At 70.9% G+C, this 21,693-nt stretch carries 21 protein-coding genes and 1 pseudogene; 13 read left to right on the forward strand and 9 right to left on the reverse strand.

What is annotated here, in order from left to right; genetic code table 11:
- Positions 1-123 precede the first annotated feature (123 nt).
- Together ABZ915_RS23545 and ABZ915_RS23550 are read left to right on the forward strand one after the other, a co-directional pair.
- On the forward strand, positions 124-915 hold the full coding sequence (locus tag ABZ915_RS23545) for an ABC transporter ATP-binding protein (RefSeq protein WP_361806392.1): 792 nt from the start codon (positions 124-126) through the stop codon (positions 913-915).
- Positions 916-918: 3 nt separating this feature from the next.
- Positions 919-2,226 (forward strand): FtsX-like permease family protein, encoded by a 1,308-nt coding sequence (locus tag ABZ915_RS23550; RefSeq protein ID WP_361806395.1) that lies wholly within the window; start codon positions 919-921, stop codon positions 2,224-2,226.
- Positions 2,227-2,267: 41 nt separating this feature from the next.
- Here ABZ915_RS23550 and ABZ915_RS23555 read toward each other — a convergent pair whose 3' ends face one another.
- Complete coding sequence (locus ABZ915_RS23555; RefSeq protein ID WP_361806398.1) at positions 2,268-2,771, reverse strand: DUF1877 family protein; 504 nt, start codon at positions 2,769-2,771, stop codon at positions 2,268-2,270.
- 85 nt (positions 2,772-2,856) lie between these two features.
- Positions 2,857-3,648 carry a hypothetical protein gene (locus ABZ915_RS23560; protein WP_361806401.1) on the reverse strand — a complete coding sequence of 264 codons (792 nt, stop codon included), beginning with the start codon at positions 3,646-3,648 and terminating at the stop codon, positions 2,857-2,859.
- Positions 3,649-3,937: 289 nt separating this feature from the next.
- On the opposite strand from ABZ915_RS23560, the gene ABZ915_RS23565 reads away from it, so the two are divergent.
- From ABZ915_RS23565 to ABZ915_RS23580, 4 genes are all read left to right on the forward strand, one after another.
- Positions 3,938-4,606, forward strand: a complete 669-nt coding sequence (locus tag ABZ915_RS23565) for a DedA family protein (protein ID WP_361806404.1) — start codon at positions 3,938-3,940, stop codon at positions 4,604-4,606.
- Positions 4,607-4,670: 64 nt separating this feature from the next.
- A complete protein-coding gene (locus ABZ915_RS23570; RefSeq protein ID WP_361806407.1) occupies positions 4,671-5,381 on the forward strand; it encodes a phosphatase PAP2 family protein in 711 nt (236 codons plus the stop codon).
- A complete protein-coding gene (locus ABZ915_RS23575) occupies positions 5,356-6,018 on the forward strand; it encodes a response regulator transcription factor (RefSeq protein WP_361806410.1) in 663 nt (220 codons plus the stop codon). Before ABZ915_RS23570 ends, ABZ915_RS23575 begins: the two co-directional genes overlap by 26 nt.
- A complete protein-coding gene (locus ABZ915_RS23580) occupies positions 6,015-7,391 on the forward strand; it encodes a HAMP domain-containing sensor histidine kinase (protein WP_361806413.1) in 1,377 nt (458 codons plus the stop codon). The genes ABZ915_RS23575 and ABZ915_RS23580 overlap by 4 nt, the downstream gene beginning before the upstream one ends.
- Before the next feature lie 205 nt (positions 7,392-7,596).
- Here ABZ915_RS23580 and ABZ915_RS23585 read toward each other — a convergent pair whose 3' ends face one another.
- Positions 7,597-9,216 (reverse strand): tannase/feruloyl esterase family alpha/beta hydrolase, encoded by a 1,620-nt coding sequence (locus ABZ915_RS23585; protein WP_361806416.1) that lies wholly within the window; start codon positions 9,214-9,216, stop codon positions 7,597-7,599.
- Positions 9,217-9,543: 327 nt separating this feature from the next.
- On the opposite strand from ABZ915_RS23585, the gene ABZ915_RS23590 reads away from it, so the two are divergent.
- Together ABZ915_RS23590 and ABZ915_RS23595 are read left to right on the forward strand one after the other, a co-directional pair.
- The gene (locus tag ABZ915_RS23590; protein WP_361806418.1) at positions 9,544-10,107 is read left to right on the forward strand and encodes a CGNR zinc finger domain-containing protein; all 564 of its coding nucleotides are present in this window, start codon (positions 9,544-9,546) and stop codon (positions 10,105-10,107) included.
- 146 nt (positions 10,108-10,253) lie between these two features.
- A complete protein-coding gene (locus tag ABZ915_RS23595; RefSeq protein ID WP_361806421.1) occupies positions 10,254-10,796 on the forward strand; it encodes a hypothetical protein in 543 nt (180 codons plus the stop codon).
- Between the two features lie 75 nt (positions 10,797-10,871).
- Here ABZ915_RS23595 and ABZ915_RS23600 read toward each other — a convergent pair.
- Positions 10,872-11,201 (reverse strand): annotated as a pseudogene (locus ABZ915_RS23600) (Ohr family peroxiredoxin); the annotation flags it as partial.
- 18 nt (positions 11,202-11,219) lie between these two features.
- On the reverse strand, positions 11,220-11,414 hold the full coding sequence (locus ABZ915_RS23605) for a hypothetical protein (RefSeq protein ID WP_361806424.1): 195 nt from the start codon (positions 11,412-11,414) through the stop codon (positions 11,220-11,222).
- A 340-nt stretch (positions 11,415-11,754) separates the two neighbouring features.
- On the opposite strand from ABZ915_RS23605, the gene ABZ915_RS23610 reads away from it, so the two are divergent.
- Together ABZ915_RS23610 and ABZ915_RS23615 are read left to right on the forward strand one after the other, a co-directional pair.
- Positions 11,755-12,822, forward strand: coding sequence for an alpha/beta hydrolase (locus ABZ915_RS23610; RefSeq protein ID WP_361806427.1), 1,068 nt, complete (start codon positions 11,755-11,757; stop codon positions 12,820-12,822).
- Between the two features lie 75 nt (positions 12,823-12,897).
- Entirely contained in the window at positions 12,898-13,758 is an 861-nt protein-coding gene (locus tag ABZ915_RS23615) for an alpha/beta hydrolase (protein ID WP_361806430.1), read from the forward strand.
- A gap of 182 nt (positions 13,759-13,940) precedes the next feature.
- On the opposite strand, the gene ABZ915_RS23620 is transcribed toward ABZ915_RS23615, so the two are convergent.
- Positions 13,941-14,246: a hypothetical protein gene (locus ABZ915_RS23620; protein ID WP_361806433.1), complete on the reverse strand. Its 306-nt coding sequence runs from the start codon at positions 14,244-14,246 to the stop codon at positions 13,941-13,943.
- A 111-nt stretch (positions 14,247-14,357) separates the two neighbouring features.
- On the opposite strand from ABZ915_RS23620, the gene ABZ915_RS23625 reads away from it, so the two are divergent.
- The gene (locus ABZ915_RS23625) at positions 14,358-14,540 is read left to right on the forward strand and encodes a hypothetical protein (RefSeq protein WP_361806436.1); all 183 of its coding nucleotides are present in this window, start codon (positions 14,358-14,360) and stop codon (positions 14,538-14,540) included.
- Positions 14,537-15,025 carry a hypothetical protein gene (locus ABZ915_RS23630; RefSeq protein WP_361806439.1) on the forward strand — a complete coding sequence of 163 codons (489 nt, stop codon included), beginning with the start codon at positions 14,537-14,539 and terminating at the stop codon, positions 15,023-15,025. The genes ABZ915_RS23625 and ABZ915_RS23630 overlap by 4 nt, the downstream gene beginning before the upstream one ends.
- 139 nt (positions 15,026-15,164) lie before the next feature.
- Here ABZ915_RS23630 and ABZ915_RS23635 read toward each other — a convergent pair whose 3' ends face one another.
- The 3 genes from ABZ915_RS23635 to ABZ915_RS23645 are packed head-to-tail and all read right to left on the reverse strand — an operon-like array spanning position 15,165 to position 20,415.
- Complete coding sequence (locus ABZ915_RS23635; RefSeq protein ID WP_361806442.1) at positions 15,165-18,881, reverse strand: CHAT domain-containing protein; 3,717 nt, start codon at positions 18,879-18,881, stop codon at positions 15,165-15,167.
- A gap of 55 nt (positions 18,882-18,936) precedes the next feature.
- Entirely contained in the window at positions 18,937-19,497 is a 561-nt protein-coding gene (locus ABZ915_RS23640) for a hypothetical protein (RefSeq protein WP_361806445.1), read from the reverse strand.
- A gap of 3 nt (positions 19,498-19,500) precedes the next feature.
- Positions 19,501-20,415, reverse strand: a complete 915-nt coding sequence (locus ABZ915_RS23645) for a hypothetical protein (RefSeq protein WP_361806448.1) — start codon at positions 20,413-20,415, stop codon at positions 19,501-19,503.
- 290 nt (positions 20,416-20,705) lie between these two features.
- Here ABZ915_RS23645 and ABZ915_RS23650 point away from each other — a divergent pair, with 290 nt between their 5' ends.
- The gene (locus ABZ915_RS23650; RefSeq protein WP_361806451.1) at positions 20,706-21,662 is read left to right on the forward strand and encodes an Lrp/AsnC family transcriptional regulator; all 957 of its coding nucleotides are present in this window, start codon (positions 20,706-20,708) and stop codon (positions 21,660-21,662) included.
- Positions 21,663-21,693: the final 31 nt, after the last annotated feature.

A 21,693-nucleotide genomic window follows, 5' to 3' on the forward strand; every position in this document is an offset into this window, starting at 1 on the left:
TCCGGCACACTTGCCCGTGGTGGTGCTGACTACACCCTTGTAGACGGGTTCTGGGACCCGTGTGCGGCGGCCGAGGCGCCCGTAGCGTCGTGCGCGGAGCACAAGACGTCCGGACGGAGAGTGATGACGATGTTGCGCGCAGGTTCACGCCACCGGCAGGTCACGGCACCTGCTTCCGACGCGTTATGGCTGGTGAAGGTGACCAAGACGCACGGTACCGGCGACAGTGCCGTGACCGCGCTGGACGGGGTCTCGCTACGGCTGCGGCGCGGCACGTTCACCGCGGTGATGGGACCCTCGGGTTCCGGAAAGTCCACGCTGCTGCGGTGCGCCGCCGGTCTCGACCGGCCCGACCGGGGCATCGTGCGGGTCGACGGCGTGGAGATGACCGGCGGTACCGAGGCGGAGCTGACGCGGTTCCGGCGGGATCGCATCGGTTTCGTCTTCCAGGACTACAACCTGCTGGAGACGCTGACCGTCGCCGAGAACACGGTGCTGCCCCTGAAGCTCGCCGGACGGAGCGTCGTCCCGGAGCGGGTCCAGGAGGTCCTGCACCTGGTCGGACTCGGTGACCGGTTGCGGCACCGGCCCGACCAGCTGTCCGGCGGTCAGCGTCAGCGGGTGGCGATCGCCCGGGCACTGGTGACCGAGCCTCGGGTGATCCTCGCGGACGAGCCCACCGGCGCGCTCGACACGCGGAGCGCGCGGGAGGTGCTGCGGCTGCTCCAGGAGGCGGTACGGGTGCACGAACGGACCGTGGTGATGGTGACGCACGACCCGGTGGCCGCCTCCTACGCCGACGCGGTGGTGTTCCTGGCGGACGGCCGTGTGGCAGGAGAGCTGCGGCAGCCCACGGCGGACGCGGTCGCCGAGCGGCTGGCGCATCTGGGCGACGACGTTCCGGCGGAGGTGTGAGCGATGCTGACGCTGGCTGTGAAGTCCGTCCGGCACCGCCCGGGCCGCTTTCTCGCGACCTTGCTGGCCGCCTTCCTCGGCGCGGCCGTCGTGATGGTGTTCGCCTCGCTGCACGACACGGCCGCCCAGCCGGGCATCGACCGGGTGAGCGCCGATTCGCTGGGCACCGCGTCGAGTGTCGTCGGCGGCTACGGCGCCTTGCTGGTGTTCTTCGCCATCGCCTCGACGCTGACCGTGAACGTGCGGCAGCGGTCGGCCGAGCTCATGCTGCTGCGCTGTTCGGGGGCCACTCCGGGGCAGATGACCGGGATGGTCGTGGGTGAGGCGGTGGCCGTGGCGCTGGCGGGCAGCCTGCTGGCGATCGGTCCGGCGATGGCCGGCGGGCGGGCGCTGTTGGGCGTGTTCCAGGACAACGGGCAGGTGCCGCACGACGTCGCCTACCGCTTCGGCCCCATCGCCTTGCTCTCCGGCACCGGCGTCACCCTGCTCGCGGCAGCGGGGGCGGCCTTCCTCGCCGTACGGCGGGCGACACGGCCGGGCGCGGAGCACCGCCGGGCGCGTGCGCTCCTCGCCTGCGCGGCCCTGGCCGGCGGTGCCGGGTCGGTGCTCTCCACGTACACGTTCCCCGCGACCGACGAATGGCTGATGGCGACGCCGGCTTACGGGGCGATCCTGCTGTCGGTGGGCTGCGCCCTGCTGGCGCCCCTGCTGCTCAGGGGGCTGCTGAAGCGGCTGCCTCTCGACGGCGCGAGCGGCTGGCTGGCCGTGCGCACCGTGCGGCGGCGGGCCGACCACCTGGCCGGGATCCTGACCTCGGTCGTCCTGTTCACGGCCGTCGCCACCGTGACCCTCTACGCCCAGACCGTGGAGACCGACGCCCTCACAGCCTCCGGTACGGTCCGGTCGATCGACGCCAAGACCCTTCAGAGCGTCAACCTCGCCGTCGTCGGCATCGTCGTGGTGTTCGTCTGCGTGATGCTGGTCAACTCGATCTACGCCGCGACGTCGTACCGCGGACGCGAGTTCGGGCAGCAGCGGCTGGCGGGCGGGACCCCGGGACAGGTGCTGGCGACGGTGGCGGCCGAGGGTGTGATGGTGACGGCGACCGGGGTTCTGCTGGGCACCCTGACCGCGCTGGCCGGGATCATCCCCTTCACCATGGTCCGCGCCGGACACGTGCTGCCCCACGCGGGTCCCGGCATCTGGCTCGCGGTGGTGGCGGTCGCCACGGCGGCCACCCTGGGCACCAGCCTGCTGACGGCCCGCCGGGTCGTACGGAAACCGGCGGTGCAGGCGGTGGCGGCCGCCTGACCGACCGTGATCCATCGGGAGGTGATGTTCGAGGGCGGGCCCTAGTACCAGAACGCCTTGACCACTGCCCTTCCAGCCGTGGCGGCGCGCTGGTAGAAGTCGCGGAGGCCCGCATGGTGCCGTACGTAGATGTCCCTGACGTCCCCTTCGGCCCACCCGGGACCGAACGCCGCGTGCAGCTTGGGGCCCGCCGCCGCCCAGAGGACGTCGAAGGGGACGTCGGCGAGGAAAGCTGACGCTCGCCGCACCGCGTCCGGGGCCAGGTGGACGAAGGGCGGTTGCACGTCGTCAGGGTCGTGGACGATGTCACCGCCGAATACGGGCAGCTCCCATGTGCCACCTTGCCCCTGGGACAGATCACTGCCCGCCTCGCAGAGGTCGTGCACCGAACTGAAGTCCTTCTCGATGAACTCCGCGATCCCCGCGTCGTGCTCCGCCTGACGGACGTCCCAGTCCCAGGCAGCCCCCATGAACTCCATCAGCCAGGCGTGATCGAGCCTGACCTCCGAGTCCTGGACGGCACGCAGATGCATGTGGAAACTCACGGCGCCCCCTTCGTCACGAGCGCCCGGCGTCTGCCGGGCTGTCAGCGCCCGAAGCGTAACCAGGGGCACTGACACCGGGCGGGCTTCACATATGACCTGGCTGCGCCTGGTCCCGGCGGGAGAAGGCCAGGTAGCCCACGAAACAGACGATGGCCGCCGTCCAAGCGAGGGTCACCGGTGCCAGCCCGAACCCGAGCCCGCCCCGGGCGTGCCCGAGCGCCATCCAGTCGGCGAGGGAAGCGCCGAGGGGGCGGGTGATGACGTAGGCCGTCCAGAAGGCGGGCACGGCGTTCAGGGCGGCGAAGCGGTGGGCGACCGCGGGTACGCAGATCGCGACGGCGAAGAGGACGACCGATCCGAGGTAGCCGAAGCCGATGGTGGCGGTCAGGTCGCCGGCCGCGGTGCCGAGGGCGAAGGTGGCGAGGACGGCTGCCCAGTAGAAGACCTCGCGGCGGCGGGTCCGGATGCCATGGATGGACAGGGTCCGCTCGACGGCGTACCAGAGGGCGAAGACGGCGGCCAGCGCGGCGAGGAAGAGCGGCGTGGACACCGTGTAGGGCACGCCGAGACCGACGTGCAGGACGTCGGCGGCCATCGTGCCGAACACGCTGACCATGACGACGGCGGTCCAGTACACCCAGGCGACGTAACGGCGGACGGCGAACTGCACGACGAGGGATGCCGCCAGAGCGAGACCACCGAGCGCGACCGCCGGCACCGGGCCGAGCACACGGGCCAGAAGGTCAGAGGCGGTCTCGCCCATTCCGGTGGTGAGCACCTTGATGATCCAGAAGTAGACGGTCACTTCCGGCACCTTGTTCGCCATGGCACGGACGGAAGCAAGGGGGCGGTCGTCGAGGAGGCGCGCTGTGGTCATGGCCCGCACGATGACATGGTGAACTCCTGGTGCCACAGATGCCTTTGCGATTGTTTTGGGGCTTCTGGTGCAGGAGTTTCACATGTGCGAGACCGACCTGACAGCAATCTGAACGCCTCGACAAAATCCCTGGTCAGGCCATTTGAGCGGGTGATAGGCGAGGGCGAGGCGGTGACGGGAACGGATGGCCCCGTGCGATCGGCTAGAGTTCCAGACAACGTCTACAGGACTGTAGTCGACTGGTGACTTGCGTGAAGTCGAAGTTGTCCACCGGAAGGGGCCATCGTCCATGACCGCACCGATCCACGCCGCCTCGCAGCTGGCCGTGAACGTGCTCGACGCCCATTCACTGCTGGCGGCCTTCGGCGTGCTGGGCGTAGGAGTGGTGATGTTCGCCGAGACGGGACTGCTGGTGGGGTTCTTCCTCCCGGGGGACTCCCTGCTCTTCACGGCCGGCCTGCTGTGCACGAGTACGGCCGAAGGCAGTGTGCACCTGTCCCTGGGACCCTTGCTCGTGGCGGCTGCGGCAGGAGCGCTGGCCGGGGCGCAGTGCGGATATGTGCTCGGCCGGAAGGCGGGCGGAGCGCTGCTGGCACGCGGTCGCTCGCAGCGACTGCACGAGGGCATGAAGCGCGCCGAGGAACTGCTCGAACGGTACGGATATGCGAAGGCCATCGTGCTGGCCCGCTTCGTGCCGGTGGTGCGGACGGTACTCAATCCGATGGCGGGCGCGCTGGAGGTTCCCCTGCGGACGTTCACGCTCTGGCAGGTCGTCGGCGGGCTCGTGTGGAGCGTCGGCCTCACCCTCGCGGGGTATGCGCTGGGCTCGTCGATCCCGAATGTCGACCGATACCTTCTGCCGCTTGTGGCGCTGATCGTCGTCGTGTCGCTGGTCCCCGTCGCTTCCGAGGTGTACCGGGCCCGCCGGGCGGCCGGGTCCGAGGGGGGACGCGGGTGATCATCGCCTGGTCGGGCCTCGGGGCTCCGGTGGCGGAACGCCTGCGGCCGCTGCTGACGGTCTCATGAACCGGCGTTACGCCGCCGACCTGGCCGGCAGCATCGCTCTCGGCGCGTGGACGGCGTTCGGGGTGCTGTGCGCGGTCGTGGTGGGCCGACATGGTGTTCCGTTGTGGCTGGACAACGGGTTCCTGGCCTGGTCGGTCGGCCATCGCCCCGTGGTGGCCCTGGCTCTGGCCAGGGGGGTGACGGATACCGGGACCGGGGTCGTCCCCTACGCTCTCGCGGCGCTGGCCGGTGCGGTGGCAGGACGCAGCACGCGGGAGCGGCTGCTGGCGGCCGCGTTGAGCCTCGCCTGTCTGGGAGCCGGTCAGGCGGCGCGGCGCGGGGTGATGACACTCGTCCACCGGCCACGTCCGGTGCACGCCGACTGGGCAGCCCATGCCAGCGGGTGGGCGTTTCCGTCGGGGCACACCACCACGGCGGCCCTCACCGCCGGGCTGCTGATCGTCGCGGTCTCGGTGCGCGCTCCGCGCGGCGGCGCCTGGCTCGGCGTCGTCATCGGGTGCTGGGGCGTGCTGGTCGGTCTCTCCCGGATCTATCTCGGCGTGCACTGGTTCACCGATGTCGTCGGGGGCTGGCTGTTCGCCATCGGGTGGCTCGGCGTGTGGCTGTGGGCGATGGCCCGGTGGCTGCCCGAGTCGTTCTTCTCAGGCAGGGCCCGTACGGCCGATGATCCGACGGAGGACCATGCGTCACAAGATCCTGGTCGTTGAGGACGATCATGCCCTGCGTGACGTGCTGCGCCGTGGCCTCGCCGAGGAGGGTTTCGAGCCCGTGCTCGCCGCCGACGGCGCCACCGCCCTGCGGCTGGTCGCCGACGGCATCGGCGCGGTCGTCCTGGACGTCGGGCTGCCCGACGCGGACGGCCGGGACGTGTGCCAGGCGATGCGCGCCAACGGGTTCGGCGCCCCGATCATCTTCCTGACGGCCCGCCACCACCTCACCGACCGGCTGTCCGGGTTCTCCGCCGGGGGCGACGACTACCTTCCCAAGCCGTTCCATCTCGCCGAACTCGTCGCCCGGCTGCGGGCCACACTCAAACGCGCCGCGTCATCGGCCGTGGCCACGGCCGGAGATCTGGTCCTGGACGCGACCCGGCACAGCGCGTGTGTCGGCGATGCCGACGTCGACCTGTCGCCGACCGAGTTCCGTCTGCTGGCCACGCTCGTGGCCGCGGACGGCGGCATCGTGGCCCGTCGCGACCTGGTCAGGGCCGCCTGGCCGGACGGCGCACAGGTCAGCGACAACACCCTGGACCAGTACCTGAGCCGCCTGCGCCGCAAACTGCGCGAGGCGGGCAGCGGCCTCAGTCTGCGAACGGCGCGCGGGATCGGCCACCGGCTGTCATGAACCGTCTCCTGCGGCGCCTGGCTCCGCGTACCCTGCGCGGCCGGCTCTCGCTCGTGGCGCTGACCACCGCCGCACTCCTGATGACGGTCCTGACCGTGGTGTTCAACACCGTGGTGGACCGGCACCTGCGGCATCTGGCGGACGACGAACTGCGCAGTCGTTCCGCCGCCGTCGCCACGACCGTCGACGTCGGCGGTCCCCGGGTGCGGATCGTGGAGTCCGTCAACGACCGTCTCCTCGACGCGAACGTGTGGATCTACGCCGGAACCCACCTGCTGGAGAAGCCGCCGTCGGCCTCGGCGGACGGCAGGCTGACCTGGGCCGCCGACCGGCTCGCCGCACAAGCGCACGGGCTCTGCATGACCGTCGAGGCCAAAAGCCCTCACCCCGTCCGCCTGTGTTCCCGGCCCGTGCCCGGTCACCGCAGCAGCGCCACCATCGTGACCGCCCTGGACCTCGCCCCCTACCGCAACTCGGCGACCATGCTGCTGCTGGGTTCCGTGATCCTGGACGCGGTCATGCTCGTATGCACCTACGCGCTGACCCGCCTGGCCGTCGGCCGTGCGCTGCGCCCCGTGCGCACCATGACCGACCAGGCCACCCAGTGGAGCGCCATCGGCTCCGACCAGCGCTTCGGCGCCGAGGCCCATCCGGCCGAACTGGCCCGCCTTGGCAGCTCGTTGGACGCGCTGCTGAACCGCATACGCACCGTACTGCGCCACGAGCAGCAGCTGACCGGCGAGTTGTCCCACGAACTGCGCACACCGCTCACCCGGATCATCATCGAGCTCGACTGGTGGCGGGCCCGCCCGCGCTCCGCCGCGGAGACCACCGCCACCCACGAGGTGATCGCCGAGGCCGCCCAGTCCATGCGCACCATCTGCGACACGCTGCTGGACGACGCCCGCGATCGCGCGCAGGACGCCTCCACGGCCCCCGGCGCCACGGCCGTCGTACCCGTACTGTGCCGGCTGGTCGACAACCTCGGCGCACCGGAGCGGGTGAAGGCCGTCGTCGAGGTGACCGATCCCGAGCTGACGGCCGGCATCGCGCCCGCTCTGCTCGAACGCATCGTCAGCCCGCTGCTCACGAACGCGATCCGCTATGCCCGCTCCAGGGTGACCGTGTCCTCGTGGCAAGGGCCCGGCGGCGTGCGGATCCACGTCACCGACGACGGTCCCGGCGTGCCCGCGGCGTTCGTCGGCGCGCTCTTCCAGCCCGGCCGCCGCGCCGACCCCGACGACGGTCACGACGGCGCAGGCCTCGGACTGCCGCTCGCCCGGCGCCTGGCCCGCGCCGTCGGCGGTGAGGTGTCCCACGAGCCCGGGTACACCTCCGGGGCACGCTTCCTGGTCGACCTGCCGACCGGGTGACAACTGCCGACCCCGTGCGGTCGGTAACCGAGGCCGGAAACGCTTGCCGCGCGCGTCGCCGCTCCTTCAGCCCTGCGCAAGTCCTTTTCGGAACCCCTGAAGGCCAAGTATCCGTCTCGCGACGACGGACTTCGCGGGCGCGGATACGGCGCCACTCGAACCGGAAAGGGCCGGCAGCGCGAGCTGTCGGCCCTTCGCCGTCCGGTCAGTGCCGGGGCGGAAAGACGCACCGGAAGCTGGAGGCGGCAGCCGGGTCGCCGTGGCCCTTGTAGCGGGACACCTGGGGGTAACGGCACAGGCCCCGGGCGGCGTTCTGCCCGGAGGCGTTGACCAGGGTGGCGGACAGGGTCCTGGGAGCCTTGCCGTGCTCGACCCAGGCGGTCAGGGCGGCGAGGCCGTCGGTCGAGCCGTCGGTGCCGTTGAGGCCGCAGTGGGCGGTGCCGGGGGCGAGGAAGAGGCGGTAGAAGTCGTCGACCCGCTTGGAGCCGCCCATCTCCCGCTCGACCTGCCTGCGGTACTCCACGGTGCCCTGGGCGGGGATGTACTGGTCGGCCTGGCCGTGCCAGGTCAGGAGCTTGCCACCGGTCTTGCGGAAGGCGGATAGGTCGGGGGCGTCCGTGCCGATGACCTTGTCGTACTCGGCCTCGGACTGCTTGAACAACTGCGTGAATCGGCGGTAGGTGATCGTCGAGACGTCGAAGTCGGGCCGCTTCTCCAGCCACGTCGCGACCCAGGTGGCGGGCACACCGAACGGCGCCCCCTTGACGTTGCCGTTCACGTCGGGCGGAGTGGTGCCGGCCAGACCCGACAGGTCGGCTCCGACCGGCACGCCGGGCCACAGCTTCTTGCCCGACGTGGTCCGCGGACCGTCCCAGATCTTGCGCACGACGGCCGCGTCGGCGGCCGTGACGGTCAGCTCCCTGCCGTCGCACACCACCTTGGTTCCGATCAGGCGGCGGGGGTCGAAGTCGCACCGCGCCGGGTCTTCGACCAGACCGTCCGCGACGCCGTCGTGCGAGTCGCAGGCCTTGACGGCGGCGTCGGTGAAGGCCTTGAACTCGCAGGGGGACGGGTAGGTCTTCTCGTTGTTCATAACCACTTGCGGCCACAGGGTGGCGACCTCGAACTCGTCCCAGTTGATCGCGGGCGCGCCGGCGAGGATGCCGTCGAAGTCGGCGGGGTGGCGTTGGGCCTCCATGTAGCCCTGCCGTCCGCCGGTGGAGCAGCCGTTCCAGTAGGAGTACGAGGCAGCCTTGCCGTAGGCCTCGTCGACGGCCTGCTTGCCGATGAGCGCCAGCTCGTGCTGGGAGCGGTCGGCGAAGTTCTTCAGCAGGGCGGTGTTGACCTGCCCCTTGCCGTTCAGTGCCCAGCCGGTGTCGAGGACGTCACCGACGCCCGCGTCGGTGGTGGCGGCGGCGTAGCCGTTCTTGACCGCGGTGGCCAGTCCGACACCGTTGTCCCCGGCCGCGTAGGCGGCGCCTCCGAGTGCCTCGAAGCGGCCGTTCCAGCCGTTCACCGGCAGCCAGGTCCGCACCTTGGCGTGGTCGCCGTCGCCCGGGTGGGTGAGCGTGACCGTCAACTCGCAGTAGGCCGGGACGCCGGTGACCGTGCCGCCCAGGATCCCGGTCCCGTGGACGGTGCCGCCCGCCTGGCGAACCGCTGTCACGGACTCCACCTCGGTGCCGGCCGGGGCCTTCACCGAGAACGCCGAGCAGTCGACGGACGCGGAGGCGGAGCTGTTCCCGGGCGCCGCCGACGCGGTCGGCAGGTACACCACCGCGGCCAGCGGCACACCGGCCGCGAGGGCGGTCAGAAGTCGTTTCATCGCTTTCCCATCCAAGAACTAGGTGTGCGTCGCCGTCAGTCCGCGGCGACACATGTGCCCGACTTACGAGCAGGACAAGTGGGGTGGGGTGGGGTGGGTCGAGGGGTCCACAGCGGATTGCGGCACACGTATGTGTGTGTCCACGGCCTCGGCGTACGACCCGAGGCAGCCTCGGCCTCACCGAAGAACGATCGCGACTCTATCACCGGTTAAAGCGGTGACGAAAGACGGATCGTCGCACGCTCCTTATCACACCTCCCCACGGAATACCGTTTGGAACGGTGACGCTCCTTGCACCGAGCGACAGTCACCTGTCAAAATGGTGATGTGAACCTCGACCATGTCTTCGTATGCGGGCACCCGGCCCTCGACTTCGCGGCCACCCTCCGAGCCCGGCGCTCGACGCGGTTCGAAATGTTCGTGACACCGGAGCGGCTGAACGCCTGGTACCTGGAATCCGGACTCGTGGACACGATCACGCCCGGCGAGGAGGACGACGTCCGGGCGGCGACAACCGTGCGCGAGGCCGTCTACCGGCTCATCACGGACCGCCGCCTCGGCGAGGAGTTCGACCGGGAGGCGCTCGCCGTGGTCAACGCCGCCGCGCGCAAGACCCCCGTGACGCCGCAGCTCACCATGGCCGGGCGACACACCGACGCGACCCCCGAGCAAGCCCTGGCGACCGTCGCCCGGCAGGCCGTCGAACTGCTCAGCGGCCCCGACGTCCCCCTGCTGAAGGAGTGCGGCAACCCGGAGTGCACGCGGGTCTACATCGACCGTTCCCGGGGCTTCCGGCGGCAGTGGTGCGGCATGGAGTCCTGCGGCAACAAGATCAAGGCGGCCGCCTACCGCGCCCGCAAGAAGACCACACCCGCCACGGCCGCACACTGATCCCCTGCCCAGGGATTTCCTGACTCCCCCGTCCCGCCAATGCCACATACGTGTTGACCCAGGCCTTGCACACGTACATTGGCTGCACGGGCCCCTCGGCGTGGGTACCATGCGCGACATCACCCATATCGAGGGAGTGAACGGTTGTGACCAGCCAACCAGCCGCCACGCTCCGAGCGCGGTACGTGGAGCAAGCCGCGTCGGACCTGGAGGAGAACCGCAGGCGACAGCAGGAACTGACGCAGCGGATGGAGGTGTTGAAGCAGGAGGAGGCCCTCCTGACGGACATCCTGAGCCTCGCCGAGCGGTACGAGGGTTTCGCGGACACGTCACATCTGCCCGAGCAGGCACAGGAAGAGCCCGTCGTCGCGAAGGCGGAGCGCGCTGCCGACCGAACCGCTTCACGGCGCTCGACATCGACCAGGACCGCCCCGGCGGGCAACCAGGCGAAGGCCGACGCGAAGGGGAAGTCGCGCCAGCCCCTGCTCGGTGACCTCCTGGCCGGCCTGCTCAGCAAGCACGACGAACCGCGCCTGGCGAAAGACCTGCGGGACGAGCTCATGGAGACACATCCGGACCGCAACCCGACACCTCAGGTGGTGCGGAACACCCTCGAATCCCTGGTCGCCAAGGGACGCATCCGGCGCCACAAGCAGCAGCGCTCCGTCATGTACACCCTCGTGAAGTAAGGCCGCCGGGCCTCACGTCAGTTGAAGGTCGCCTGTCTCTCTCCGCTGGGCAGTGTTGTGTCGACTCCGGGGCGGTCAGGCCGCGGCAGCGTCGATGGCGACGGGGATGTTGTCGCGCATGGCCTTGGAATACGGGCAGATCTGGTGGGCGGCGTACGCGAGTTCCTCGGCGGTGGCCTGGTCCACGCCTCCGAGGACGGGAGTGAGGACCGCGGAGAGGGAGAACGCGGTGATGGTGGTGCTGGTGAGCCTGATCTTGCGGGAGGTGGCCGCGCGCCGGAGAGCGCCGAGGAAGCAGGCGGCCCAGCCGGCGGCCAGGAGCTGCTCGGGGTTGGTCGCGGTGCCGGCACCGCCGAGCTCCTCGGGGAGGGCGAGGCTGGTCTCGAGCAGGCCGTCGGAGGATCGTCGCGCCCCGTGGGATACCTACAGCCCCACGTCGAGGGCCAGGCAGGAGTAGTACTTCCAAGAGCCTTCGGGGTCGTACGACGTAATCACGACGCCGCTCGGTACTGCCTCAACCTCTTCGGTCATCTCCTCGAAACGGATGCGCTCGGGAAGCCTGCCGTATCGCGCGCGCCGCACTGCCGCGGCGACATCCATGGCGAGTTCCTTGCTCATGACCATTCTCCACTTCGTCGATCGTGGATCGCGTCCCGCTTGCCCCCGGGACGGACGAACATCAGCATGCCCTTCGATGCGTCACCGGTCAAGACGGTGACTGAACATCGGGGTGCGCTCCATGTTTCCTGCGGCGGAGTCGGACAGTGATGGTCTTGCGCTCCGCGCCACCCAGGGGTCCATACGGAACAAGCAACCCTTCGTCACCTGTTTGACAGGTGATCCTTCTTGGTGCGAGGCTCATCGAGCCAAGAGTCGAGGTGGTCTCGTACCGACGATCCGAGCGCAAGGTTTCCCGGGCGCGGGCCGGTCACCGGAAACACACGACGGAGGGATTCACGTGATCAACAGGCGTACCTTCAGCAGGGCCGTCGGCCTGGGCACCGGCGCGGCAACGCTCTCGCTGTCCGGCCCGCGGGCCAACGCGTCCGCCGCGACCGCCGCGCACACACCGGGCCGCACACCCGCTCCCACCGTGCCCGCCGTCACACCCGGCACCCACACGGGCTTCCGCACGCTCAAGCAGGTCAAGGCGGGCGTCCTCGACATCGGTTACGCCGAGGCCGGGCCCGCCCACGGGCCGGTCGTCATCTGCCTGCACGGCTGGCCCTACGACATCCACAGCTTCGTCGACGTCACCCCACTCCTCGCCGACCTGGGCTACCGCGTCATCGTTCCCTACCTCCGCGGACATGGCAGCACCCACTTCCTGTCCCGCAACACTCCCCGCAGCGCCGAACAGTCCGCCATCGCCCTCGACGTCATCGCTCTGATGGACGCCCTGGACATCCACAAGGCCGTCCTCGCCGGCTTCGACTGGGGCTCACGCACCGCCGACATCATCGCCGCCCTGTGGCCTGAGCGGGTCAAGGCCGTCGTCTCCACCAGCGGTTACCTGATAACCGACCGCAAGGCGCAGCTGCAACCCGCGGCCCCCGCCGTCGAGCACAACTGGTGGTACCAGTGGTACTTCGCCACCGAACGCGGCAAGAAGGCCATGCAGAACCATGACGAACGCATCGCCCTGTGCCGATACGTGTGGACCCTCGTCTCCCCCAACTGGAACTTCGACGACGCCACCTTCCAGCGCACCGCCCAGGCCTTCGAGAACCCCGACTACGCCGCCGTGGTCGTCTACAACTACCGCTGGCGTATCGGCCTCGTCGACGGGGAACGCCGCTACGACCGCTACGAGAAGCAACTCGCCGCCCAGCCTCCCATCGCCGTCCCCACCATCACCCTCGACCCGGCGCTAGACCCCTTCACCCCCGCCGGTGACGGCTCCGTCTACCGCAATCACTTCACCGGCCCCTACGAGCACCGCACCATCGCGGACATCGGCCACAACCTGCCGCAGGAAGCACCCGCCACCTTCGCGCAGGCCGTCGTCGACGCCGACCACCTCTGAGCCCCGGGCACCTGGAAATCCCATGCCGGCGAGGCCGGCCTGTCCCATTGCCGAAATACCTGAAAGGAGTTTGTCGTGGTGAGCATCAAGGGTGGCCGCAAGCGGCTGGTGACAGGTGTGGTTTCCACACTCACAGCGGGTCTCGCACTCGGCGCGTTCGCCCTCGGCGGCACCGCCAACGGCGCGAGCGAGGCCGCCGCAGCCGGCAGACACGCCAAGCCGACCATCGTCCTGGAGCACGGCGCCTTCGCCGACGGCTCCAGCTGGAACGGTGTCGTCGCCGACCTGCGCGCCGACGGCTACCCGGTCGTCGCCGCCGCGAACCCGTTGCGCGGACCCGCCTCCGACGCCGCCGCCCTTCGCACGGTCCTCGACCATGTCAAGGGCCCCAAGATCCTCGTCGGCCACTCCTACGGCGGCAACGTCATCAGCGAGGCCGCCACCGACGACCCGCAGGTCAAGGCACTCGTCTACGTGGCCGCCTTCCTGCCCGCCCCGGGCGAGAGCGCCGTGGAGCTCACCAACAAGTACCCCGGCTCCACCCTCCCGGACGCCCTCGACCCGGTCACCTACCAGCAAGCCGACGGTTCGACCGCCACCGACCTGTACATCCAGCAGGACAAGTTCCGCCACCAGTTCGCCGCCGACGTCCCCGCCGACCAGGCCACCCTCATGGCCGCCGGACAGCGCCCCATCGCGCAGTCCGCCCTGGAGGAGAAAGCCACCACCGCCGCCTGGAAGACCAAGCCCACCTGGGACATCGTCACGACCCGCGACCTCAACATTCCGGCCGCCGTGCAGCGCTACATGGCCAAGCGCGCCCACGCCCGCACCACCGAGGTCGCCGCCTCCCACTCCGTCGCCGTCTCCCACCCTCACCTCGTCGCCGACGTCATCGAACAGGCCGCCCGCGCGACCACCCGCGCCTTGCGGTGACCGCTGCCATGAACATCGGCAGGGCGAGGAAGCTACGGTCGGCCTCGGCTAGTGCGCGCTGCTGTCCCAGTCCTGGCCGACGAGCACGATCCGTTCCCCGGGCGTGAGAACCCTGCGGGCCTCGGCCAACGCCCGCTCCGGCTAGGCCAGTTCATGGACCACTTTGTCGGCCCGGTGGCCGTTCATCGATGCGCCCGCCAGCGGCAGTTCGTACGCCCCGCGATACGAAGGTCCACACCGACGGCCGGGCTGACGCCGAGCAGATCGTAGGACAGGGACCGCAGTTCACTGGCGCCCGGCAGGCGCTCGGCCGCGTCTAGCCGGGCGAGGAGGTCGTCGGTCGACTGGTGTGGCTGTTCCGTTTCCCTAGTCCCCTCGACACCATTGGCTCGCTGACCGCCGCCGATGCCGTCGAGCGGCGGAGGGTCCGGCGTGAAGAGGAGAACCTCACCCAATGCGCCCATTTCCAGCATGAGTTGGCGGATCACGTCAGGCCTCTGCGCCAATAGGCTACTGTCAGCGTTGCCAATCAGGGGGGCAGTGTGGCGCCGGGTCGCGAAGGGATACGTGCCGATCAGGACGTACCGTACGCGGACGGCATGACCCGGGTACTGTTCGAGACGCTCGCCGACGAGCGGTACTTGCGTCTGTCCGCCTGGTCCGACGAGGCCGGCATTAGGCTCGGGCACGATCCCGCCGACCCGACGCATGACACCGCGTTCCGTGGCGCATTGCCTTCCGCGCTCGCCACCTGCCTGGCCGAAAGGTCTGCATCCCCATGACACATAGTCTGCTGTTAATCGTCGGCATCACCGTCGTTGTCATGGTGAGCCAGTTCTCCGCGCGGCCGGTGCGGCCGGTGGCGTATCTGTGGGTCGCTCTCCTGCTCGTGCGTGGCTGTCTTCCACCAGGACCGAGCCGTACGACTTCCGCAGGAGTCGCGTTCTTGGTCGTAGGGCTGGTCGTGTCGGTGGTCGCCGGGGTCCTGCGCGGTCGCACCATGCCGATGTGGCGGGACACGGAAGGGCGGCTGTACCGCAAGGGCGGTCGGGTGACACTGGTGCTGTGGCTGGCCACCGTCGTCGTCAAACTGGGGCTCGGCGCGATCGCGGAAGTGGCGTTCGGCGAGCCGTTCAACGGCGACGCCCTGTGGCTCGGTCTCGGTGTCACACTGGGCGCTCAGCATCTGGTGATGACGTACTACGGCCGGCGTCTGCCGGAGGCCGGGCAGCGGGCCGGTCACAGGGTGACGGTGCCGCGGATCTAGGTGGTGGCGGCGCCCCTGACCCGACCGGCTGGCCGGCCTGCCCGGCGTGGCCGCGGTGACCAGCTACGTCACCATGAAGACGCTCTCCGCCGACGCCACATGACGGTCCCGTCCGAACCATGCTCCCTCACGGGACGGCTCAGGGGCCGCTGTGTACGTAGGGTGCCCAGAGCTCGGGCGCGTCGGGGCGGCGGTCCCGCAGGTCGCGCACGGCACGGTGGAGCGCGAGCCCCGAGCGGTCGGCCACCGACGCGGCAGCCCCGGCGGGCGCGAGCAGGCGGTAGAAGTCAGCGGCGATCCGTACGGCCCGGGCGTCCCTGATCGGCCACTGGGCGGCGACCACATGGCGGAATCCGGCGATGTTCAAAGCCCCGCTCAGATGTACGGATTCGTCGGCGACGCGCGCTGTGCCCCGGGCCGTGTCGCAGGCGGACAGGAAGGCCAGTTGAGCTCCGGGCAGGTGCAGCCCGGCGATGTCGGCGACGGTCAGCGGTCCGGTCCGCTCGTGATCGTGGCAGTACAGCGCGCCGCTGCCGGGCGCGAGGACGTCCTGTGTGCCGTGCCCGGCGAAGTGGAAGAACGGCCGGTCGGCGAGGTGCGAGCGCAGCGCGTCCCGGGTCGCGTCGGGGCCGATGAGCACGTGCGCGTCGGGGAACGACGCGGTGACCGCGCGAATCTCCCGTTCGGCCATCGGCAGGGGGGCGAGGCCGGGGGTGTCCGGCAGGGCGACGGCGGTCAGCGTGAGCGGCCCGGTGCCGGCGGTGCGGCCACGGGCACGGGCGTCCAGGAGGAAGCGCAAGGTCGGTGTGTAGGAGCTGACGGCACGGTCCATGAGGGCTTCGGGCGCTCCCTGGGCGGTGGGCGCCGGGCGGCGGCCGGCCGCGTGCAGGGGCAGGAACGCCAGTGGACCGGTCGGGCACCACCACAGGCGTGGCAGGGCATCCGCATCGTCCGCCGGAGCGCCGATGCCGAGTCGGTCGAGCACGGGGAGGGCGATCTCGTCCCAGAGCCAGCGCAACTGCTCGACCAGCAGGTCCCGCAGATCCTCGGGCGGGTTGTCGTCGCCGTCCGGCCGCACTGCGTCGGGGCCGTCCTGCGCACCGTCATCGTCCTGGTCCCCCAGCACCCAGGCCAGTTGGGTCATCCGGTGCACCAGAGCCTGCAACGACACTCGGGGCAGCGGCAGCACCTCGAGTCCGTCCGCGGTCATGAGCAACGCATCGCAACGGTGCCTGCTGACGTTGACCACGACCACGGGGCCCTGTGACGCGGCCGCGCGGAGCCTTGCGTAGGGCAGGGGCCGCAGGAAGTCGGGCAGTCCCCGCCGACGTGCCTCCTCCGCCAACGCGTCCCACTCCGCCGCCAGTTCCTGGCGGTACCGCTCGTCGAGGGCTCGGGCCTGGGCGGGGCCGAGCCGGGCCCCGGCGGCGTACTCACCGTGCCGGTCCGCCGCGGCGCTGTCCAAGGCGTCGCGGATCTCCGCCATCCGCCGTTCCAGGTCCGGGGCGACGGCGTGCAGAGCCGTCCGGTCGGTGCGGGTGTCCAGGGCCTGGTGCAGCAGCACGCCCCGGCCCTGCTCCAGGAGTTCCAGCGCGCGTTCCGCGCCCGCGCCCGCCGTCAGGGCCGCGGCGGCGGCGTCACTGGCCAGGGTGGCCGCCTCGGCGAGCAGTTGCTCCCGGTCGGCGTACTCCAGACCGTGCCAGGCCACGGTGGGGATCAGCTCGACGGCGTGAGCGTATGCCTCGTGCGCGGCGGGCCAGTCGCCGAGCCGGGCGTGGACGAAACCGAGCTGCCGGGCCGCCCACAGGCGGTACATGGACGGTGCGACGGCCGTGGCCGCGACCTCGGCGAGCAGCGCGCACGCACGCGTCGTGGCCGACTGTTCGGCCGTGGTGCCCTCTTCTGCTTCTACGTGTGGCGGACGCCGGGACAGCACACTCGCGAGGCTGAGCTGGTACCGCAACCGGTCCGCGTGACCCGCGGGCACCCGTCGCAGGGCGGTCTCCAAGTGCGCTTCGGCCGCCGCCAGATCGTCGGCGCGCCCGGTGATCTCGTGTCGCTCCATGAGGTAGGAGGCGATATTGCCGCGACACCAGGCGTGCTGCGGGTGATCGGTGGGCAGGCTGTCGATCGCCTCCTGGGTGTGGTCCACCGCCGCGTCCAGGCCGAGGAGCGCCTCCGTCGTCCGTCCGGCCTGCCGGTGCAGTACGGCGTGGGTGTGGGCGATCCTGGCCAGGTTGCTCAGGTAGGCGGGGCGCTCGGGGTCGCCCTCCTCGACGCGGCCGAGCAGAGCGACCAGATGGGCGGTGGCCTCGTCGAGGTCGGCGGGATCACGCCGGCGCGTGTACCGGGCCAGCAGGGCGACGGCGAGATGGTTGGTGACGGAGCGGTGTCGGGCCGGGGCTTCCCGCAGCAGGGGTGCGGCTCTGCGGAGTGTGTCGACGGCCGCTTCGATGTCGCTCAGGGTGTGACGGTGCTCGTGCCGCGTCCAGAGCGCCACCCCGAGGTGGTGCAGCGCGCTGCCCGTGTCCGTGCCCCTGCGGGCGGCTGCCGCGACGGCCTGCCAGGCGACCTCCACCCCGTTGTCCAGATCTGACTCGGAAGCGTGGCTGTCGAATCGGGTCAGCAGGGTCACGGAGAGGTTGATCAACGCGATCGGGTCGTCGCCACCGGAGTCGGCCACTGCGGCTCGGGCGTGGTCGACCGCGGCGTCGATGTCGGCGAGCTCACCGCGCTCGCCGAAACGGCGGAAGCCGATGGCCGTGGCGACATGGTGCCGGCGCGTGGCGTCCTCGTGCAGGGGAGGTGCCTCTGGCACGTCCGCCACCAGCGCGGCAGCACGATCCGCGGTGTCCCGGTCGCCGGTCCGCTCGTAGCGTTGCCCCAGCAGTGTCACCAGGTTGAGCGTCACAGACGGGCGGCGGACGTCGCCGGGGGCCATCTGCCGCAGGACCCGCTCGAACAGGTCGATCGCCGTTGCCTCGTCCTCGGCCTGCCGGTCCTGGTCGGATCCGGCCGACTCCACTCGGCTGCCGAGGACGACGGCGAGGTTGTGGTCCGACTGGAGCCGTACGGCGTCGGCGTCGGGGCCGGTGTGCTCGGCGGCCAGTTCGACCGCCTCGTGGGCCATTCGTACCGCGGCGTCGAGGTCCTCGAGGCTCCCGGTCGCCGCGTGCCTTTGCCGCAGCGTGTCGGCTGCTTCGGCGAGCAGAGCGGGACGGTCGGGATCGTGCGGAGGCATGTCGTCCAGCGCCCGCAGACCGCAGGCGGTCGCCTCCTCGAGGTCGGCCGGGTCCCCCATGGCCCGGAAACGGACGTGCAGTGACGCGGCCAGGCAGCGCAGGGCGTAGTGCGCGCCCTGGCTGCCGTCCGATCGGCGGTCGAGGGCCTGCCGGGCCAGCGCGACCGACTCGTCCACGTCATGCGGCGTGCCGAATGCCTGGAAACGCTGTCGAAGGGCCGTGGCGAGGTTGGTCATGCGTTCGGCCGTGGTGATGCCGTCGTCCGGTGCGGTGGCCAGAGCCCGACGGAACAACTCCGTTCCATCGCGCAGGCAGTCGCGGTCACCCGTGCGTTCGTAGCGCTCCATGAGCATGATGGCGTCGGCGGTGTCGTTGCCGGTGCCGGAACCGGGTGGTGCGCTGCCCGTTTGCGGCGCCTTGAGGGCGTAGGGCAGCGGGGTCATGGGCTCCGCGGCGGAGTCGGCCGGCGCCGCCGTTTCCGGTCCGGGCGGTGAGGCGGGCCTGTGCCGCCGGCGTCGATCGGCGATGCCCTGCACCTTCCGCACGGTCTCGAACACCCAGATGCCGAGCCCCAGGACGATCAGGGCGACGGCCACCGGCCCGTTGATGATCACTGCGTGTCTCTCCTCGCGTCACGGGACACGGCTGCCGGGCGGGGCCGCCGGTGGGTCAGTGCCGCGAGGACGAGCTGAAAGCCGCCGTCGCGGTGGGCCACCAGCCGGGATCCCAGCGGTCCTGCCCTCCGAGCACGATCAGTTCCGGGTCGCGTGACCGGAGTGTGCCGGTCCACAGATGACGCAGGAGGGCCAACTGCTGCGCGCCGCGCACCTTCCCCTCGTACAGGCTGAACCGGGTCACCTCGCACAGGGCCGGCACGCGGTCCGCCGGGATCGCCGGCTGGACCGCGCCGTGCGGCAGCGCCATGAGCGCGACCTCCCACCACCAGCGCCGGCCCGACTGCGCGAGGTCCTCTCCCTCGGCGCACAGCGCCCACCGGACACGCCGGAGGCAGGCGGCGTCACCGCCCGGCGACGTCACCATGAGCGCGGTCAGGACCGCGGCGCTGCGCTTGCCCTTGAAGTTGCCCTGGGTCAGGTGGGCCTCGACGTCCGGGAGGCAGCGGCAGGCGGTGTCGAATGCGTCGGCGATCCACTCCAGGTCCATGCGATGGGCGGAACAGCCCACGATCAACGGTGCCAGCAGGGACTCCGGAGCGCGCCACGCTTCCACCGGTCATCCCTCCGAAGCCGAGGTGAAGGGCTGCGCGGGACCGGTCCATCGCGCCGCCGGGTCCAGTCGGAGGAGGAGGTCCCGTACGCGGTCGAAGAGGACGTCGGCCGCGAGCGCGGCGACGGCGTCGCCGACCTCGTCCCGGGTGCGGGGCACCTGGGCACCGCCGCGCACCCGGCGCCGGTCGCCCTCGTCGTGCACCTCGGCGTACCCGCGTCCTGCCGGAGAGCCGGGCAGTCCGAGGTGCCAGTGGCGGGCCGCCGGCGGTGCGCCCGGCGGAGCCTTGGCCACGGGCAGCGCGATGCGCTCCAGGCCGGCCAGGACTTCGGCCGGCGGCGCCGTGGTGACCGCGTCGAAGGCTGCCGAGAGGTGGCCCCTGACCGGATGGGCCAGCAGATGCGCCGCCGGGCTCAGGCTGTGCCGGCTGATCCGGTCCTCGGCGTCCCAGCCGTCTTGCGCCGTGCCGTCGAAGCGTGTCGCGAGTCTGTCGCGGACCCGGTCGTGGATCTTGCCGTTCACCAGCGCGCCCTCGGAGGTGAGCGCCTCCGTCGTGTCGATCTCGGCCACGGCGCCCTCGGGCGACCGCACGACCTGCACGGAGACGGTCCAGTCCACCGCGCGCAGGCCGTCCGCCCGCAGCACGCCCAGTGTCAGGGTCCAGCCATGGCCGTTGCTCTGCTCGGCCCACAGTGTGCTGGGCTTGGTGGAGAAGGTGGCGGTGAAGGACGACTGCTGTCCGCGGAGTGCCGTCGATTCGGCGCGCTCCGCTCGGGCGTTGACCACGGCGTCGCGGACCACGGCGCCGGTGACGACCTTGCCCTGGGTCTGCCACCCGGCCCCCGCGTCCAGGGGCAGCTGGACCGGCACGCGCAGCGGAGCCGTACGGTTCGCGGTCAGTCGCCGGTCGAGAAACCCCATGGCACTCCCCCTCGGTGCGCGGGTGCGCGGGTGCGCGGCACGCGGCGCGACCCGTGATCCGAGGAGACCATAGCCTCAAAGTTCGTACCAGTCATGGCGGTTCGCCGGAATTGGAGCCTTCGGGGAGGACGCCGCCGAGCGGAGAGTCACTCGGTGGCCGCCGCGTGCGGGGCAGCGTTGCCCGGACGCGCGAGGCGCCCCGGGAGCCAGCCATTCTGAGCCAGAAAGTGCGACTGTAGACGCGAATAATGGCTATTCGATCTAGCGATATAGAGAAAATGCGCCATAGCTTGAATGAAACAGACAGCCGGATCGCCGCCGCGATGCTGGCCGCCCCGCGCGCTTCGTGGCGTACGGTCGGCCGGGTCCTGGGCATCTCGGAGCGCACCGTGGTGCGTCGTGCGGCGCCGCTGTTCCACGACGGAACACTGCGCGCCACAGCCGTGCGCAACCCCGTGTGGTTCCCCGATCTGATTCCGCTGGCCCTGCGCATCCGGTGCCGGCCCAACCGGATCAGCGCGATCGCCGCCACCCTGGCCCGCCGCCCCGACACCATCTGGGTGGACGTTCTCGGCGGTGGCGACGAAATCTGCACCATCCTGTTCCTGGAAGGGCCGGACGCACGCAACACGCTGCTGCTGCGGGATCTTCCCGCGACACCCGCGGTCCAGTCGTGGACCTCTCATGTCCTCCTGCGGGTCTTCCCCGCCGCCTTCGACTGGAGCGGCGGCCTGCTGTCGGAGGCCGAGCTGACCAGTCTGCGACCGGACGTACCCGCCGCACCCACCCGCTCCGCCCTCCTGCCCCTCGACCACCAGCTCATCACCGCGCTGATCGAGGACGGACGAGCCTCCTACACCGACCTCGCCCGCCGCGCCGACACCACCCCGCTCACCGCCCGCCACCGGCTGGAGGCACTGGTGGGCGGCCAGGTCCTCAGACTCGCGACCGAAGTCGACCTCGCCCGGCTGGGCGTCCGCACCGAGGCACTCCTGTGGATCACCGTCGCACCCGGCCGCCTGGAGGAGACGGGCCATCAGCTCAGCCGCCACCCACAGGTCCGCTTCGCCTCCGCCACCACCGGCCCCGCCAACCTCCTGGTGGCCGTCGCCGCGGCCGGCCTCGACGCGCTCTACCACTTCCTGAGCGACACCGTCGGTGCCCTCACGCACATCTCCACCATGGAGGTCACGCCCATCCTGAGCGGGGTCAAGCGAACGGGACTGGTCCGCCCGGCCAGCCTCTGAGGCCTTTGGCCGACGCCCCGCTGTGCGCGTG

The organism is Streptomyces sp. NPDC046915, from assembly GCF_040644935.1.
Classification (GTDB): Bacteria; Actinomycetota; Actinomycetes; order Streptomycetales; family Streptomycetaceae; genus Streptomyces.

Bases quoted from the DNA above. Each gene is read 5' to 3' on its own strand.
- ABZ915_RS23545 (WP_361806392.1), top strand. From the start codon at position 124: ATGACGATGTTGCGCGCAGGTTCACGCCACCGGCAGGTCACGGCACCT.
- ABZ915_RS23550 (WP_361806395.1), top strand. From the start codon at position 919: ATGCTGACGCTGGCTGTGAAGTCCGTCCGGCACCGCCCGGGCCGCTTT.
- ABZ915_RS23560 (WP_361806401.1), bottom strand. From the start codon at position 3,648: ATGACCACAGCGCGCCTCCTCGACGACCGCCCCCTTGCTTCCGTCCGT.
- ABZ915_RS23565 (WP_361806404.1), top strand. From the start codon at position 3,938: ATGACCGCACCGATCCACGCCGCCTCGCAGCTGGCCGTGAACGTGCTC.
- ABZ915_RS23570 (WP_361806407.1), top strand. From the start codon at position 4,671: ATGAACCGGCGTTACGCCGCCGACCTGGCCGGCAGCATCGCTCTCGGC.
- ABZ915_RS23575 (WP_361806410.1), top strand. From the start codon at position 5,356: ATGCGTCACAAGATCCTGGTCGTTGAGGACGATCATGCCCTGCGTGAC.
- ABZ915_RS23580 (WP_361806413.1), top strand. From the start codon at position 6,015: ATGAACCGTCTCCTGCGGCGCCTGGCTCCGCGTACCCTGCGCGGCCGG.
- ABZ915_RS23585 (WP_361806416.1), bottom strand. From the start codon at position 9,216: ATGAAACGACTTCTGACCGCCCTCGCGGCCGGTGTGCCGCTGGCCGCG.
- ABZ915_RS23605 (WP_361806424.1), bottom strand. From the start codon at position 11,414: ATGAGCAAGGAACTCGCCATGGATGTCGCCGCGGCAGTGCGGCGCGCG.
- ABZ915_RS23625 (WP_361806436.1), top strand. From the start codon at position 14,358: ATGACCCGGGTACTGTTCGAGACGCTCGCCGACGAGCGGTACTTGCGT.
- ABZ915_RS23630 (WP_361806439.1), top strand. From the start codon at position 14,537: ATGACACATAGTCTGCTGTTAATCGTCGGCATCACCGTCGTTGTCATG.
- ABZ915_RS23645 (WP_361806448.1), bottom strand. From the start codon at position 20,415: ATGGGGTTTCTCGACCGGCGACTGACCGCGAACCGTACGGCTCCGCTG.